General features: G+C 65.2%; 17 protein-coding genes and 1 riboswitch. Of the genes, 12 read left to right on the top strand and 5 right to left on the bottom strand.

What is annotated here, in order from left to right; all coding sequences use genetic code 11:
- Window positions 1-24: 24 nt before the first annotated feature.
- The gene (locus G3I74_RS08310) at window positions 25-375 is read left to right on the top strand and encodes a PilZ domain-containing protein (protein ID WP_164211116.1); all 351 of its coding nucleotides are present in this window, start codon (window positions 25-27) and stop codon (window positions 373-375) included.
- A gap of 29 nt (window positions 376-404) precedes the next feature.
- Here G3I74_RS08310 and G3I74_RS08305 read toward each other — a convergent pair whose 3' ends face one another.
- Window positions 405-1,154: a flagellar brake protein gene (locus tag G3I74_RS08305; protein WP_164211115.1), complete on the bottom strand. Its 750-nt coding sequence runs from the start codon at window positions 1,152-1,154 to the stop codon at window positions 405-407.
- 130 nt (window positions 1,155-1,284) lie between these two features.
- Window positions 1,285-1,461, top strand: a riboswitch (molybdenum cofactor riboswitch).
- On the opposite strand from G3I74_RS08305, the gene moaA reads away from it, so the two are divergent.
- The 8 genes from moaA (at window position 1,453) to G3I74_RS08265 (ending at window position 6,439) form a co-directional block, all read left to right on the top strand.
- Window positions 1,453-2,430 carry a GTP 3',8-cyclase MoaA gene (moaA, locus tag G3I74_RS08300; RefSeq protein ID WP_164211114.1) on the top strand — a complete coding sequence of 326 codons (978 nt, stop codon included), beginning with the start codon at window positions 1,453-1,455 and terminating at the stop codon, window positions 2,428-2,430. Its footprint overlaps the riboswitch before it by 9 nt.
- A gap of 8 nt (window positions 2,431-2,438) precedes the next feature.
- Complete coding sequence (moaC, locus tag G3I74_RS08295) at window positions 2,439-2,954, top strand: cyclic pyranopterin monophosphate synthase MoaC (RefSeq protein WP_239056738.1); 516 nt, start codon at window positions 2,439-2,441, stop codon at window positions 2,952-2,954.
- Between the two features lie 26 nt (window positions 2,955-2,980).
- Complete coding sequence (locus G3I74_RS08290; RefSeq protein WP_164211112.1) at window positions 2,981-3,235, top strand: MoaD/ThiS family protein; 255 nt, start codon at window positions 2,981-2,983, stop codon at window positions 3,233-3,235.
- Window positions 3,236-3,256: 21 nt separating this feature from the next.
- Window positions 3,257-3,694 carry a molybdenum cofactor biosynthesis protein MoaE gene (locus G3I74_RS08285; protein WP_164211111.1) on the top strand — a complete coding sequence of 146 codons (438 nt, stop codon included), beginning with the start codon at window positions 3,257-3,259 and terminating at the stop codon, window positions 3,692-3,694.
- A complete protein-coding gene (mobA, locus tag G3I74_RS08280) occupies window positions 3,672-4,250 on the top strand; it encodes a molybdenum cofactor guanylyltransferase (protein WP_164211110.1) in 579 nt (192 codons plus the stop codon). Before G3I74_RS08285 ends, mobA begins: the two co-directional genes overlap by 23 nt.
- Window positions 4,247-5,329 (top strand): ThiF family adenylyltransferase, encoded by a 1,083-nt coding sequence (locus tag G3I74_RS16195; protein ID WP_164211109.1) that lies wholly within the window; start codon window positions 4,247-4,249, stop codon window positions 5,327-5,329. Before mobA ends, G3I74_RS16195 begins: the two co-directional genes overlap by 4 nt.
- A 10-nt stretch (window positions 5,330-5,339) precedes the next feature.
- On the top strand, window positions 5,340-5,657 hold the full coding sequence (locus G3I74_RS08270; protein ID WP_164211108.1) for a carboxymuconolactone decarboxylase family protein: 318 nt from the start codon (window positions 5,340-5,342) through the stop codon (window positions 5,655-5,657).
- Between the two features lie 143 nt (window positions 5,658-5,800).
- A complete protein-coding gene (locus G3I74_RS08265; protein WP_164211107.1) occupies window positions 5,801-6,439 on the top strand; it encodes a NapC/NirT family cytochrome c in 639 nt (212 codons plus the stop codon).
- 88 nt (window positions 6,440-6,527) lie between these two features.
- Here G3I74_RS08265 and G3I74_RS08260 read toward each other — a convergent pair whose 3' ends face one another.
- Window positions 6,528-7,067 carry a tetratricopeptide repeat protein gene (locus G3I74_RS08260; protein WP_164211106.1) on the bottom strand — a complete coding sequence of 180 codons (540 nt, stop codon included), beginning with the start codon at window positions 7,065-7,067 and terminating at the stop codon, window positions 6,528-6,530.
- Between the two features lie 55 nt (window positions 7,068-7,122).
- On the opposite strand from G3I74_RS08260, the gene G3I74_RS08255 reads away from it, so the two are divergent.
- From G3I74_RS08255 to G3I74_RS08245, 3 genes are read left to right on the top strand one after another with little or no spacing between them, the layout of a single operon-like run.
- Window positions 7,123-7,539 carry a nuclear transport factor 2 family protein gene (locus G3I74_RS08255; protein WP_164211105.1) on the top strand — a complete coding sequence of 139 codons (417 nt, stop codon included), beginning with the start codon at window positions 7,123-7,125 and terminating at the stop codon, window positions 7,537-7,539.
- Window positions 7,540-7,545: 6 nt separating this feature from the next.
- The gene (locus tag G3I74_RS08250) at window positions 7,546-8,508 is read left to right on the top strand and encodes an ArsA-related P-loop ATPase (protein WP_164211104.1); all 963 of its coding nucleotides are present in this window, start codon (window positions 7,546-7,548) and stop codon (window positions 8,506-8,508) included.
- Entirely contained in the window at window positions 8,505-9,608 is a 1,104-nt protein-coding gene (locus G3I74_RS08245) for an ArsA family ATPase (protein ID WP_164211103.1), read from the top strand. Before G3I74_RS08250 ends, G3I74_RS08245 begins: the two co-directional genes overlap by 4 nt.
- 25 nt (window positions 9,609-9,633) lie before the next feature.
- Here the strand turns inward: G3I74_RS08245 and G3I74_RS08240 are convergent, their stop codons facing one another.
- The 3 genes from G3I74_RS08240 to G3I74_RS08230 are packed head-to-tail and all read right to left on the bottom strand — an operon-like array spanning window position 9,634 to window position 13,558.
- Complete coding sequence (locus tag G3I74_RS08240) at window positions 9,634-10,527, bottom strand: prenyltransferase (protein WP_164211102.1); 894 nt, start codon at window positions 10,525-10,527, stop codon at window positions 9,634-9,636.
- A 31-nt stretch (window positions 10,528-10,558) separates the two neighbouring features.
- Window positions 10,559-12,640: an MtrB/PioB family decaheme-associated outer membrane protein gene (locus G3I74_RS08235; RefSeq protein ID WP_164211101.1), complete on the bottom strand. Its 2,082-nt coding sequence runs from the start codon at window positions 12,638-12,640 to the stop codon at window positions 10,559-10,561.
- A gap of 15 nt (window positions 12,641-12,655) precedes the next feature.
- The gene (locus G3I74_RS08230) at window positions 12,656-13,558 is read right to left on the bottom strand and encodes a DmsE family decaheme c-type cytochrome (RefSeq protein ID WP_164211100.1); all 903 of its coding nucleotides are present in this window, start codon (window positions 13,556-13,558) and stop codon (window positions 12,656-12,658) included.
- Window positions 13,559-13,614: the final 56 nt, after the last annotated feature.

The raw sequence follows: 13,614 nt of genomic DNA, 5'->3' as shown, positions 1-13,614 counted from the left end.
GCCTCGGGCGCTATACTGATGGCCATGCTCGACGAACGAAAACATCCTCGACACCGGCCGGTGCTTTATCTGAAGGTCTTCAAGCAGGGCGGCGACGACCTGATCGGCCACCTGGTCGACATTTCCGAGCAGGGCCTGATGCTGGTCACCGAGAAACCTTTCGAGAAAGGGCAAACGCTCGCGCTGGCTTTCACGCCGCCGGAAGAAACCGGCGCCCGCGAACCGATTTCTTTCCAGGCCGAGGTGCGCTGGTGCCGTCCGGAGGCCAACCCGGAACTTTACGACGTCGGCCTGATCGTGATTGGCCCCTCGCCCGACTTTCACCACGCCGTGCAGCAGCTAACCGCCGGCTACGTGTTTTCCGGATCAGCCTGACCGCAGAGCGGGAACGCCATGATCCGGTCTCAGGGCTGGAAGGAATCCTCTTCCAGCGACTCTGCAGGCTCTTCGTCCGGCAAATCAGAAAACGGCGCAGCCATCTTGCCCATGTGCTGGAGGATGGTCTGGTAGACATGCCCGTGCAGCAGAATCGCCTCGCGCCGCTCCGGCGAGTCGAACTCGATGCCATACAGCGTGCCCGCCGCATCGTCCGCTGCCGCCAGCACGGTGGTGTTGCGAACGGTCGCTCGCAGCCGGATTTCCTCGCCGAAGCCGGCCACGGCCACGCGCATCGCCACCGCCAGTCGATCACCGACGCCGCCTAGACGGCTGCTGCTGCTGACCAGGGCCCCGGTCGTGCTGATGTCGCGGGTGCGCCCGGCGAAGGCCGAATGTGCCCGATCCGGCTGATCATCGCCCTGGAGGCGCCGGATGGAAACCACCGAATCCAGGCTGACGCGCAAGGCCTTGCGCACGCTGCTGCTTTGCAACTCCCTTGGAAACGCCAGGTGCAGGTAGGGATAGGGCCGCGCGCAGCTGCGCAGCACCGTGGAGTTGAAGCCGACCACGTCGTTGCCGATCATCAGGCGCACGATCACGGCCTGGTCCTGGCGAACCAGCATGATGCGACCGCCGACCTGCGGCGTGCCGACGATGATGCTGCGGCCCGGATAGCAGCCCACCACCTTCACATAGTGCCGATTACCAACGGTATCGTTGACAAACTGCAGCTGCAGCGAATCGCCGACTTCCAGCCCCAGGCTCGCGCTGTCCATTGCCCGCTTTTACTCCGAACTCGTTTTGCTGGCTTCATCTTACCCCCTTGGCCCACGACCCGCCATCGAGCAGAACCCGACGATTTGACCTGAGTCAAGCCGACCCTGGGCAAATCGTCGTACGCTGACCGGCATACAACGTCTCCGAGTATCCCGGCCTACCCCCGGCATCGGCTTTCGATCAGCCGCTGACGGGCACGGCAGGGATACCGCCGAAGCGGCACCTGCGTGTCGCCCAGGCCGGGGCAAACGCCGGAAACGGCCTTGCCTTCCAACTTTCTTGAAAAGGAGCACTCCAGTGCAGACCCTGCAAGACCGGTTCGGCCGGCGCTTTTCCTACCTCAGGCTTTCACTGACCGAAGTCTGCAATTTCCGCTGCCAGTACTGCCTTCCGGATGGCTTCCGCGGCTCGAAGCGGGGTTTCTTGACCGTCCCCGAAATCCGTCGGCTGGTGCGGGCGTTTGCCGAGCTCGGCACCTTCAAGGTGCGCCTGACCGGCGGTGAGCCGACGGTCAGGCGCGATTTCACCGAGATCCTCAGCGCCGTCGCCGGCACGCCCGGCGTCGAGCGGGTTGCGATGACGACCAACGCCTATCGCCTGGCCAAGAATGCGGCTGCGTGGAAGTCGGCGGGCCTGAACGCGGTCAACATCAGCCTTGACGCGCTCGAGGGTGAAAGCTTCCGGCGCATTACCGGCGATCGTCGCTTCGCCCAGGTCATGGACGGGATCGACCAGGCCCTGGCGGTCGGATTCGACTCGGTCAAGATCAACACCGTCCTGCTGCGCGAGCTCAACGACGACCAGCTGCCGGCGTTTTTCGACTTCGTGCGCAACCGGCCGATCAGCCTGCGCTTCATCGAACTGATGCAGACCGGCGACAACCAGCCCTATTTCCAGCGCCACCACGTTCCCGGCAGCCGAATCCGAGAAAAGTTGGAAGCCGGCGGCTGGCAGCCGGTCCGGCGCGGACCCGCAGCCGGTCCGGCGGTGGAGTACGCCCATCCCGATCACGCCGGGCACATCGGCCTGATCGCGCCGTACGCCGCGCACTTTTGCGACGGCTGCAACCGCCTGCGCGTGACCGCCCGTGGCGCTTTGAAACTGTGCCTGTTCGGCAACGGCAGCACCGACCTGCGCGCACTCCTGCAAGACGACGATCAAACCGAGGCCCTCAAAAGCCATATCATGAAGGCCTTGTTCGAAAAACCGCCCACTCACTTTCTGCACCAGGGCCGGGTCGGAGATACCCCGCACCTGGCCAGCACCGGAGGATGAATCCAGCGATGTCCGATCGTCGTCACTACCGCATGGTGGATGTCGGGGCCAAGGCGGTTACCCGCCGACGTGCCATAGCCACCGGCCACATCCGCATGTCGAATGAAACCTTCGTGCAGGTGCGCGACGGCACCCTGCCCAAGGGCGATCCGCTGCGCCTGGCCGAAGTGGCCGGGGTGCTGGCCGCCAAGCGCACCGCGGAAATCATCCCGCTGTGTCACCCGCTGGGTCTGGACCACGTCGCCGTGGCCTTCCGCCCCGATGAAAGCCTGCCGGGGGTTCATGTATTCTGTCAGGCCTCGACCTCGGCCCGCACCGGGGTGGAAATGGAGGCCCTGGCCGGCGTCAGCGGCGCGTTGATGACGATCTGGGACCTGGCCAAGCAGGTCCAGGCCGATCTCGCCATCGACGGCATCCGGCTGCTGCTCAAGGAAGGCGGCAAGTCGGGGCTGTTTCTGCATCCCGACGGCCTGCCGCCGCTGCCGCCGGGCTTCGAGGCGCCAACGGCGGAGGATCATGAATGAATCGCTCATCTAAGGAGACAACCCGGATGAATCGATCGATCAACGTAAGGCTGTTCGGCGCTTTCCGCCAGAGCCATCCGGAAAGCAGCCTGACCGTCGAGATTCCCGAACAGGGCCGCGTGGCTGACCTTCGACAGGCCATGGAGGCGGCGCTGGAAAGCGAAAACGCCCGTTCGCTGCTCAAGGCTTCGGCCTTTGCCACCGACACTGCGGTACTGGATGATCAGGATCCGGTGCCCGAGCAGGAGGTTTCCATCCTGCCGCCGGTCTGCGGCGGCTAGAAACTTTTTCGGAGTAACTTCATGATCCACGTCGATATCACCGAAGCCGTGCTTGATCCGCTGGCCGCACTGAGCCACTGCTCCAGCGACGCCCACGGTGCCGCCGACCTGTTCGTTGGCCGCGTTCGCAACATCAACGACGGCCGCAACGTCACCGCGGTCAGCTACGACCTGCATCCTCAGCTGTGCCGCAGCATTTTCGGCGAAATCTGCGCCGAAGCGATGGAGCAGTGGGGCCAGGACCTGCACGTCTACCTGGTGCACCGCCTGGGTCGTCTGGCGGTCGGTGAGGCCAGCGTGATCACGGCCGTCAGTTCCGGCCATCGCGACGACTCGTTCAAAGCCTGTCGCTACCTGATCGAACAGATGAAGGTCCGCGCCCCGATCTGGAAGCAGGAGCACTACACCGACGGCGACAGCGAATGGATCAAGGGTCATGCCCTGCGCAACAGCGGCTGAGCGCGTCGGCGTCGTCCTCGCCGGCGGTCGCGACAGCATGGCCGATTGGAACTGGCGGCCGGGCGTTTCGCTGCTCGACCAGGCCCGCCGGATTCTGCAGCGGGCCGGGTTTGAGCGGATCATCGTTTCGGGCGCAGCGCAGCACAGCGGCAGCCTCGATGACCTACACCCCGGCCAGGGACCGCTCGGCGGGCTTGCCACCGTGTTGCGGCGACACCCGGACCTGGTCGGTCAGACCCTGGTCATCGTTCCGACCGACATGCCGGCGCTCAATCCCCGTGCCCTGACCCGCCTGGCCGAAATTGCCGAACTCCAAGGAAGCGGCGCCGTCTTCGATTTGGGTCCGCTGCCGCTGGCTGTGGTGAACAAGCCGGCGCTGGCGCAGATCGTGCTGGAAACGCTGAACGAGACCGGTTCGGTGCAGGCGCTGGTCGCCCGGATGGGACTGCCGGTGCTGGCCTCCCTGCCCGACGACGGTCTGGACAACGTCGGCAGTCTCGAGGAACTAAAGGAAGTCCGGCAGCGCCTGGATGGCACTCGGTCGGTGACCACGTGAGCGACCGCTATGCCAAGCAGTTCATCCTGCCCGAAATCGGTCCAGACGGGCAGACCCGGATCGGTGCCGGTCGCGTGCTTTGCGTGGGCGCCGGCGGCCTCGGCTGCGCCGTCCTGCCGTATCTGGCCGGGGCCGGGGTCGGTCAGATCACCGTCATCGACAACGACCGCGTCGACCGCACCAATCTGCAACGCCAGGTGCTGTTCGGCGAATCCAGCCTCGATCGGCCCAAGGCCGTCGCCGCCGCCGATCGGCTGCGCGACCTCAACCCCGACATCAGCGTCGACCCCATCGACGCGCGGCTGAACCTGGACAACGTCGAAGTGCTGCTGAAAAGCCACGACGTCATCGTCGACGGCAGCGACAACTACGCGACCAAGTACCTGGTCGCCGACGCCTGCGTCAAGTTCAACCGGCCGCTGGTCTATGGCACCGTCACCGGCATGGAAGCGATGGTCACAGTGTTTTATGCCGGGCAGGGTCCCTGCCTGCGCTGCCTGTTTCCAAAAGCCCCGACCGGCTGGGTCCCCAACTGCGCCGAGGCCGGCGTGCTCGGCTCGCTGGTCGGGATGACCGGATCGCTGCAGGCCTCCGAGGTGATCAAGCTGCTGGTGGGCAAGTCAACCGGCATGCAGGGCCTGCTCGGGCGCCTGTGGGTCATGGACGCCCGGGATGGTCAGAGTCGCGTGATGGCAGTTCGACGCCGCGCCGACTGCGGTACCTGCGGCCAGCCGCCGGCCGACATCGTGCTGCAGTCAGCCCCCCGACCCGTTCTGCGCGAAATCGACGTGACCGAGGCCAGGGCTTTGGCCGGCTGGCCATTCCTCGACGTGCGCGAGCGCGACGAATTCGCCGCCGGACACATCCCGGGCGCGCACAACCTGCCGCTTTCGGAACTGCAGAGCGGGCGGATCAGCCCGCCGGCCGGATCGCGCTGCGTCGTCTATTGCGAAAGCGGCGTTCGCTGTCACACGGCAGCCGAGATCCTCAAAAGCTTCGATTACCAGGACATCCGCGGGCTGCGCGGTGGCCTGCCTGCCTGGCAGGCTGCCGCCGACTCGCACTCAACCCAAAGCTAAGGAGCCTTGCATGAGCAACGACATTCCCAAGACTTTTCTCCGCTTCACCGATCGTTTTCCGGAACTGGCCGCGGCCCATCGCCAGGCCGGCAGCGCGCTCGACGACGCCGGACCGCTGGACGAAAAGTCCCGCGCCCTGGTCAAGCTGGGCGTGTGCGCCGGTGCCGGCCTGCAGTCGGCGCTGAAGTCGCACGTGCGGCGCGGAATCGAAAACGGGCTGACCCGCGAGGAAATCGAACACGCGGTGGTGCTGGGCATGAACTCGGTCGGTTTCCCGGCCACGGTCGCGGCCTGGCAGTGGACCCAGGATGCGCTAGAAGAGCGCTGATTGCGCCGCTGACCGAAAAAAGCCGCCGGATCGCTTGGCGATCCGGCAATGTTTGCCGATCTGGAAAGTGCGTTTGATCCGGATCAATTGATCCGATCAGCGAAACGGCTATGCTGGCGTGGAATCATCAGGGAGACCACGTCATGGCTGAGCAGGGAAACCGCCCGAACTTCATCGTCCGCTTCTTCCGCTGGGTCTGGAATCTTTTCACCCAGCCCGCCGCAAAAGTCGGTGCGGGGATTCTGGTCATCATCGGCGTGGTCGTCGGCATCGCCGGCTGGCAGACCAAGATGACCGTCATCGATGCGACCTCAAGCACGGCATTTTGCACCAGTTGCCATGAGATGGAGGCCTTTGTTCTGCCGGCGGTTGCCGAGGGGCCGCACTGGAACAACGCCAGCGGGGTTCGGGCCGAGTGCAAGGACTGCCACGTGCCCGATGAGTATTTCCCGAAGATGGGGGTCAAGATCAACGCCGGCCTGGTCGAACTGCCGGCCCACTTCATGGGCAAGATCAGCACCCAGGAAAAATACGACGACTACCGGCCGACCATGGCCCACAGCGTGTGGGAAAAGATGAAGGCCAACGACTCGCGCGAGTGCCGCAATTGTCACGAGTGGGAAGCCATGGCCGAAGATGGCCAGAGCCGCCCGGCCTGGATGCTGCATCAGCGCGCCCAGGAAGAGGGCCAGACCTGCATCGACTGCCATGACGGCGTTGCCCACGGCATGTCGCGGCGCGACTACGAGAAGCAGGCCGAAACCGCAGCCGGCGGGCTTTAGCCCGAGCACGGCTGGCCCGGCTCAAGTCCGCCAGCCAAGAACCTGGCGAATTTCGATCGCCGAGCGGGCGACGTGATCCCCGCAGCGCTCAGAAATAGACGCCGACCGTTCCCGGCATCCGATTCTGCTCGGCGATCACGCGCTCGATCCGCTCGACCAGGTCCTCGGCGCTCGGCATTTCCGCGCTGTCGGTCAAAAACTGAATCAGGTTGACCTCGCGCTGAACCACGATGCGGTTGTAATCGTGGACATCGCGCAAGACCGTGACCGCGTTTTCCGCCGAACCATCCATGGCATGACTCAAAGCGATATAGAGCAGTGCCGTGGCGTCTTCGGGCTGCTGCTCCAGCAGTTTTTCCAGCACCTGTCGGGCTTCGGCCGTTTTGGCCAGCTTCAGGTAGCACCAGCCCTGCTTGCGGTATGCTTCGAGGAAATCGGGCTCGCGCAGCGTGAGTCGGGCATAGAGCTCTGAAGCTTTCTGGTAATCACCGGCTCGCAGCAGCTCATCGGCGCGCAGGGTCGACGGGTGCTGATCCGGCGACCTCTCGGCCGACGCCTCGCTGCGGGAGCGTCCCGTCAGGCGCCCGAAAAGCTCGCGCCGGGAAAGTGTCGATTTCTTGCTGTCCATCCGGTTATTGTACGTTGCAGAGTTCCACTTCAACCCCAGCGGAGAACGAGCAGAAATGAACCCGACGGAAAAGCCGGGCAGCGCCGCACCGACTTCCCAGGACTGGGTCGAGCATTTTTTCCGGGCCATCGATCGCATGGATGCCGAAGGCTTCGCCGGTCATTTCGCTGTCGGTGGTGCATTCCGGTTCGCCAACCAGCCGCCCCTGGTCGGCCCGACTGCGGTTGCCAAAGGGGCGCAATCGATTTTTACCATGCTCGACGCCATCCGTCACGAGGTCCTCAAGCACTGGCTGGCCGACGGCGACGTGCTGGTTGAAGGCGTCGTTCACTATCAGCGCGCGGCCGACCATCGACATTTCGCCTTCCCTTTCCTGTCGGTTTTCGAGTTCGAGGAGATGTCGCCAGGTCCGCTTCGTTCCTACCGGGTCTTCGTCGACAGCCACGAACTGTTCCTGCCTCCCGGCGCCTGAAAGCCTGTGTCCAGTCCATTGCTTCAGACCGAACTCGGAGCGGTCTTCGATCGGCGTTTCCTGTTTGTGACCGGGAAGGGAGGGGTCGGCAAAAGCCTGATCAGCGCCGCACTGGCTGTTCGTGCCGCCCGGCGCGGTGAGCGCACGCTGTGGGTCGAAATGTCGGAGTCGCCGCGCGGCGGTCACTTCTTCCCTGGCTTCGAGCCGCGCTATGAACTGGCACCGGTCCAGGACCAGTTATGGGGGATGAACCTGCGCGTGCAGCCGGCCATCGAGGAATACCTGGCCGTGGCCTTCAAAATCCCGTTCCTGACCCGGCTGATTGCGCGCAATACCTTGTTTCAGGTCCTGACCGGGGCCCTGCCCGGCCTGGACTCGCTGATTCCGCTTGGCAAGATCTGGTATGAACTGGGCCGCCGTCGCGGCCGGAGCCCGTACTGGGACCGGATCGTTCTCGATGCACCGGCCACCGGTCATGCGCTGGCCATGCTGCGTTTCCCGCAGGCCGCGCTGGACATCGTCAAAAGCGGCAACGTGGCCGATCGCGCCCGTGAGATCGACGCCATCCTCGGCGACCGCGCCCTGACCGGGCTGATTGCCGTCACCACGCTGGATGAGCTGCCGGTCGACGAAACCCGCGATCTGCTCAGCCACGTTCACGATGAAACCGACTATCGCTTCGAGGCAATCGTTTGCAATGAAGTCCTGCCGAACATTGGACAGGATGAGTCCAGCCGCTACCGCGACTGGCTGGGCGGAGAACCCGATACCGAACTGGACTCGCTTGTGGCCGGCGATGACGCATCACGAAGGCGTCTGAGCTGGCTGGAAGACCGGCGGTGCAGCCAGCAAGCGCGTGCAAACCATCTATCGGCAAGCCAGGTGCCGATGTTTCGCGCGCCGTGGATTCCGCTCACCGACGAAGCCGAACTGCTGGACGCCATGATCGACGAGTTTGCCAGGACATGATCGAGACCAGCATCGCCAGGCATCGCATTCTGATCGTCGGCGGAAGCGGCGGCGTCGGCAAGACCAGCGTCAGCGCAGCGCTTGGCCTGGCCGCGGCCCGCGCCGGGCATAGAACGCTGGTGCTGACCGTGGACCCGGCGCGGCGGCTGGCCGCCGCGCTGGGCCTGGACGGCATCGGCCCCGAAGCCGAGGACGTGACCCCGCGGCTCAACAGCGGCGGCAGCGCGGTGAGTGGCGAACTGCACGCCATGATGCTGGACGTGCGCAGCACGCTCAACCGCGCCGTGGAGCGCCACGCACCGAACGCCGAACGCCGGGAACAGATCCTGAACAACCGGCTCTACCAGAACATCGCCGGGCGGCTGTCCGGCAGCCAGGAATATGCGGCCATGCAGCAGCTCGAGGAAATCGCGAGCCGCCAAGACTACGACCGCATCATTCTCGATACACCGCCCACCACCCAGGCGATTGATTTTCTCACCGCGCCGGAACGTCTACAGGCGTTTTTCGACTCCAACCTGATCCGCATCTTCCTGACCTTCAGCGGGCGCGCCGGGCGCGGGTTTTTCCGGGTCACCGACGTGTTGTTTCGCACCCTGGAGCGCCTGACCGGTGCCCAGGTGATTCGCGACATCACGGAGTTCTTCGAGGTGGCCGAATCCATTCTTGAACCGTTCAGCGCACAGTCGGCCCGGGCCCGCCAACTCTTGCGCGACCGCCAGACGGCTTTCCTGATCGTCACCGGCGCCAACCCGCATCAGCTGGAAGAGGCCTGCGGATTCTCGGCGGCGCTCGACGAGATGGGCATCAAGGTCGGCAATGTCGTGGTCAATCGCTGGCTCCCGCCCCTGCAGGACAAGGCACCGGTCGTGCCCGATGCTCTCGCCAGCGAACAACTGGCCGCTAGGGTGGAGTACTGGCAGGCAGCGCTGGAGCGGCTGGCCCGTGTCCAGACCAGGGCGATTGATGCGCTGGAGGCGCAGGGCGTGCCCGGGCTGGTCCGCCTGCCCGAAATGCCCGGCGCGATTCATTCGCTGGAGGGTCTGGCAGCACTCTGTGATCGGCTCTGCGCCGGCCATGATGACGAGTCTGCAAAGTAAAGCTCTGGTAGCGTCGAAGGACCGATCAGCCCAGCAGAAAACCAACGCCCATGAGAACAATGGTCGCCATCAGGGTGGCGACGTTCAGGCCCAGCCACGGGGTCAGGGCTTTGGGATCATCGGCGTGCAGCAGCGCCTTGCGACCGACCATGAAAGCGGCCGGCGCGGCGAGCAGGATCAGCAGCATCGGCATCGGCAAAACGCCGGCAAGCACGCCGGTAACCGGTACCAGGTAGGCCAGCATCAGTACCACCACGAACAGCCGCGCCGAGGCCTCCTGGCCGAGCAGGATGGGCAGATGACGACGGCCGTGGAGTCGATCGGGCTCGACGTCGGGAAACTGGTTGATCAGCAACAACCCGCTGACCAGCAGCATTGGCGTCAGCGAGGCCCAGAGGATGGCGGCGCTATAGTGGCCGGTCACGGCGTAATAGCTGCCCGCGACCATGATGGGGCCGAAGCCCAGGCCGGGCGCCAGCAGGCACAGCAACGGCCTGCGGGTAATCCAGGCGGTGTAGGCCACCACCAGAGCGATACCGACCACGCCCGGCAGCAAGAGACCGGGCCCGGACTGCGCCATCAGATAGACGCCAATCAGCGCGCTGGCGGTCAGGCCGGTCAGGCCGGCGGCGAGTACCGCCGAGGATGCCGCCGGCACCGCCGGCAGAGCTCCACTGCCGCCGCTGAAGGGCGTGCGCTGGGTGGTCATGTCCAGCCCGGAGCGGAAATCGTCCCATTCGTTGATCAGGTTGACGGCGGCATGCGCAAGCACGCCGGCAACCACGATGAGCGCTGCAGTGAGGGGGGCCAGCGAGTAACCGTCAGCGTGCGCGGCCGCCAGCGCCGGAAAGATACAGACCGGCGTCAGAATCAGGAAGTTCGGTCGCGCCGAGCGGGCGACGGTCGCTGCAACACTCATCCGCGGATAATAGTCGAGTCCGGATCAAAATCTATTGAAAGCGGTACCGCAGCATCATCCGAAAGACGTGAACGGTTCGGTCGGGCGAGACCTTGCCCAGGCTGATGTAGTTCGGCAACGTGGTCGGCCCGACGCCATCCCGGTAAAAATCGTCCTCGCGCGCCCGCGCCAGCATGTAGCCCAGGTTCAGGCTCAGGCGCTCGCCCAGCTCGCGTTCAATATCGGCTTCGAGCAGATAGCGGCGGGTTTGCAGTTCGGGGAACGGCGGCGCGTCACCGCGCTTTTCGATCTGGATCTCGCCGTCGGCGCTGGCGTAGGTCAGGCGCAGGCCGGCGTTCATCCAGCGACCGGGAAGTTCGGCAAAGTCCAGCGCAAGCCCGGCGGTGAGGAATTCATCGTCCGTGGTCGCGCGCCACGGCGCGCCGATGATGTTGTCCGCGCCCAGGATTTCGGCGTCCAGCAACTCGCGGGCAACAAAGCCGCTGGCGGTGATGGCGCGGCCGAAACGGGCCGACAGGTCCAGACCGAACTGCTGACTGTCGGCTTCGCTCAGTCCAATCATGGTGTCGTCGTAGCGCTCTTCGGCCAGTTCCACGAACGCACCGGCGGTCCAGCGCTCGTTGATCGCCAGGTCGGCGGCCAGCCGGAACAGATCGCGATCCTTTTCGGCGAAGTGATAGCGGCGCAGCGCGGGGTTCTCGAACGGATTGAGCAGGGCCGGATCCAGATCGTTGCTGCGCGACTCGCGCGCGATCTTGGCGCGCACGGTCAGGCGCTCGTCGGGGTTGGCGCGCGCGCCCAGGCTGAAGCCGTTGGTGGTGGTCTCGCCGACTTCCTGGAAATCGCGGTCGGTGGCCTCGCGGCTGGCGCTGGCGGTCAGGATCAGCTCGCGCCGGACGCGATAGTCCAGGGCCGCTTCGGCGCTGCGGCGCTCATAGCTATAGGGCTGATTGGCAAACGGGCCGGCCACGAAGGTGTCGGTCACGGCGGCGGTATACAGGTTCTGGTCGGTGGCGTTGTCGCGGTCGTCGTAGCGCACCACCAGCCGACCGCGCAGGCGATCGGAAAAATGGCCGTTGACGCGGAAATTGGCGATCCGGGTATCGACTTGTCCATCCAGGCTGGTCACCGGCAAGGCCGGCACGGCAAGGCTGTCGTTGAGCGTCGGGGCCAGGAAGGCCTCGTCCTGGGTCGCGCGCCCGAACGCCACCTGGCCGGCGACGTTCCAGGCGCGCGATGGCCGCCACGAGCCGCTGACGACGAACTGGTGGAACTCGTTGTCCGGCGCCAGGCTCAGCTCGCCGCGGTCGCCGCCGTTAAAGGAGGGAAAGGGGTTGTCCCAGCGCACGGAATTGTCGTTGGACTCGAATAGCGAGACCTGGTAGGCGCCCTCGAGCTGCCAGGATTCGCGGACATAGCCCACGGCGGCCTCGACCAGGGTTGTTTCCTCGTCCAGCGGCGCCACCAGCTCGGTGCCCGTAAAGAGGAAGCTCGCGCCCTTGACGAAGTTGCCCTCGCGGCGGGTGTGCTGAAAATCGACCCGCGAGCGCCACGGCGAGGGACGGGTCAGTTCCGCACCCAGCTTGACCGTCTCGCGCTGGTGACCGATGCGGATGTCGCGCAGGTTGGGTTCCAGCAAGGCCATGTCGCTGGTGTTGCCGGTGACCCAGCCGGCCGGTAGGGTCTGATTGGACGTCCCGGCGCCGTTGTAGAAGGTGCGCGCGTCATCCGACCAGATCCAGGGGATTTCCTTCCAGTCCAGGGCCAGGCGGTAACCGCCCTGGCGGCCGCCTTCCAGCGCCAGATGCCGGCTGTCCAGACCCAGGCGATCGCCGTAGGCCAAGAAGTAACGCCCATCATCACCGCGGTACCAGAGATCGCCCTCCAGCGCGACGAAAGCGCCCTCTTCTTCCAGCCCACCGAAATTGCCAAAATCCGGGTTGTCGTCGGACACGTAGCCGGGGCCGGCTGCGACATCGCCGTTCAGGCCATCGCTGAACGGGCACAGTTCGCACACCCACTCGCTGGTGTCGGGTTTGGCTGCCGTCTCGGCCAGCGCGATCTGGCCGACCGAGAGCAGCAGCAGCGTTGTTAGCGTCAATGTCTTTTGCATGCTCATTCTCCCGGCCTAGCGCGCCAGCGCCCGACCCGAGGGATGGTTCGAACCATGCACCTGGGTATGGCAGTTCATGCAGCTGTCCATCAGCAGCAGGTTCGACGGATTGTTGTCCGGCAGGCCGTCGGCCGTGATGCCGATGCCGACGTGGCTCTCTCGGCCGTGGCAGGACTGGCACAGCAGCGGCGCGCGCCGGGTCAGCATACCGGGGTGGTTCGAGCCGTGCGGCTGATGGCAGTTGGTGCAGTCTTCGGCCACCGGCGCGTGCTCCCACAGGTGCGGCCCGCGCTTGTCGGCGTGGCAGGTATAGCAGTTCTGGTTGACGTTGAGATCGGTCAGCATGGCCTCGTTGGGCGAGCCGTGCGGGGCATGACAATCGGCACAGGCCATTTCGCCGTGGCGCACGGGGTGGGCGTAGGCGTGCTGCGCCTGGGAGCGCTGCGAGATGTGGCAGTCCATGCACACCGCGTTCTGGCTGGTTGCCAGGCTCATCGGGTCGCGCTGTTCGTGCGAGTTGTGGCAGTCGGCGCAGCCGACCTCGAAGCGCTGGTGCTCGCTGCCGTCCCAGAAACTGTGCCCCTGGTCCAGGTGACACGTCGTACACATGTCATTTTGCTGGTCCACCGTCCAGAACGCGTTGGGTCCATAGGCCGGCATGGGCGGGCGCTCGCGTCCAGCCACGATCGGGCCAACGTGGTCTCCGCCCGGACCGTGGCAGGCCTCGCACTGCAGCTGGCCTTCGCCGAACGGCGAGCGCTCGTCGGCGCGAACGGCGTGCGGGCCTTCGAACAAATCCATCAAGTGGGCCTGCTCGGCGCCGGAGTGACACCACAGGCACTGCTGAGCGCCGTAGCTGGAGTACTCGAGGTTTTCCTCGTCGGCCGACTGCACCCAGGAAGATGCGCCAATCAGCACGAGCGCGAATGTGAATCCCAGAATCCTGCTGCTAGCAATCAATCCCCGTCTCCCGT

Origin of the sequence: Wenzhouxiangella limi (assembly GCF_010499265.1) — a bacterium.
Classification (GTDB): domain Bacteria; phylum Pseudomonadota; class Gammaproteobacteria; order Xanthomonadales; family Wenzhouxiangellaceae; genus Wenzhouxiangella; species Wenzhouxiangella limi.
This window is presented reverse-complemented; position numbering and strand designations above follow the sequence as displayed.

What these genes read in the sequence shown, in the direction of transcription:
- G3I74_RS08310 (WP_164211116.1), top strand. Translation starts at nt 25, where the DNA reads ATGCTCGACGAACGAAAACATCCTCGACACCGGCCGGTGCTTTATCTG.
- G3I74_RS08305 (WP_164211115.1), bottom strand. Translation starts at nt 1,154, where the DNA reads ATGGACAGCGCGAGCCTGGGGCTGGAAGTCGGCGATTCGCTGCAGCTG.
- moaC (WP_239056738.1), top strand. Translation starts at nt 2,439, where the DNA reads ATGTCCGATCGTCGTCACTACCGCATGGTGGATGTCGGGGCCAAGGCG.
- G3I74_RS08290 (WP_164211112.1), top strand. Translation starts at nt 2,981, where the DNA reads ATGAATCGATCGATCAACGTAAGGCTGTTCGGCGCTTTCCGCCAGAGC.
- G3I74_RS08285 (WP_164211111.1), top strand. Translation starts at nt 3,257, where the DNA reads ATGATCCACGTCGATATCACCGAAGCCGTGCTTGATCCGCTGGCCGCA.
- mobA (WP_164211110.1), top strand. Translation starts at nt 3,672, where the DNA reads ATGCCCTGCGCAACAGCGGCTGAGCGCGTCGGCGTCGTCCTCGCCGGC.
- G3I74_RS08270 (WP_164211108.1), top strand. Translation starts at nt 5,340, where the DNA reads ATGAGCAACGACATTCCCAAGACTTTTCTCCGCTTCACCGATCGTTTT.
- G3I74_RS08265 (WP_164211107.1), top strand. Translation starts at nt 5,801, where the DNA reads ATGGCTGAGCAGGGAAACCGCCCGAACTTCATCGTCCGCTTCTTCCGC.
- G3I74_RS08260 (WP_164211106.1), bottom strand. Translation starts at nt 7,067, where the DNA reads ATGGACAGCAAGAAATCGACACTTTCCCGGCGCGAGCTTTTCGGGCGC.
- G3I74_RS08255 (WP_164211105.1), top strand. Translation starts at nt 7,123, where the DNA reads ATGAACCCGACGGAAAAGCCGGGCAGCGCCGCACCGACTTCCCAGGAC.
- G3I74_RS08245 (WP_164211103.1), top strand. Translation starts at nt 8,505, where the DNA reads ATGATCGAGACCAGCATCGCCAGGCATCGCATTCTGATCGTCGGCGGA.
- G3I74_RS08240 (WP_164211102.1), bottom strand. Translation starts at nt 10,527, where the DNA reads ATGAGTGTTGCAGCGACCGTCGCCCGCTCGGCGCGACCGAACTTCCTG.
- G3I74_RS08235 (WP_164211101.1), bottom strand. Translation starts at nt 12,640, where the DNA reads ATGCAAAAGACATTGACGCTAACAACGCTGCTGCTGCTCTCGGTCGGC.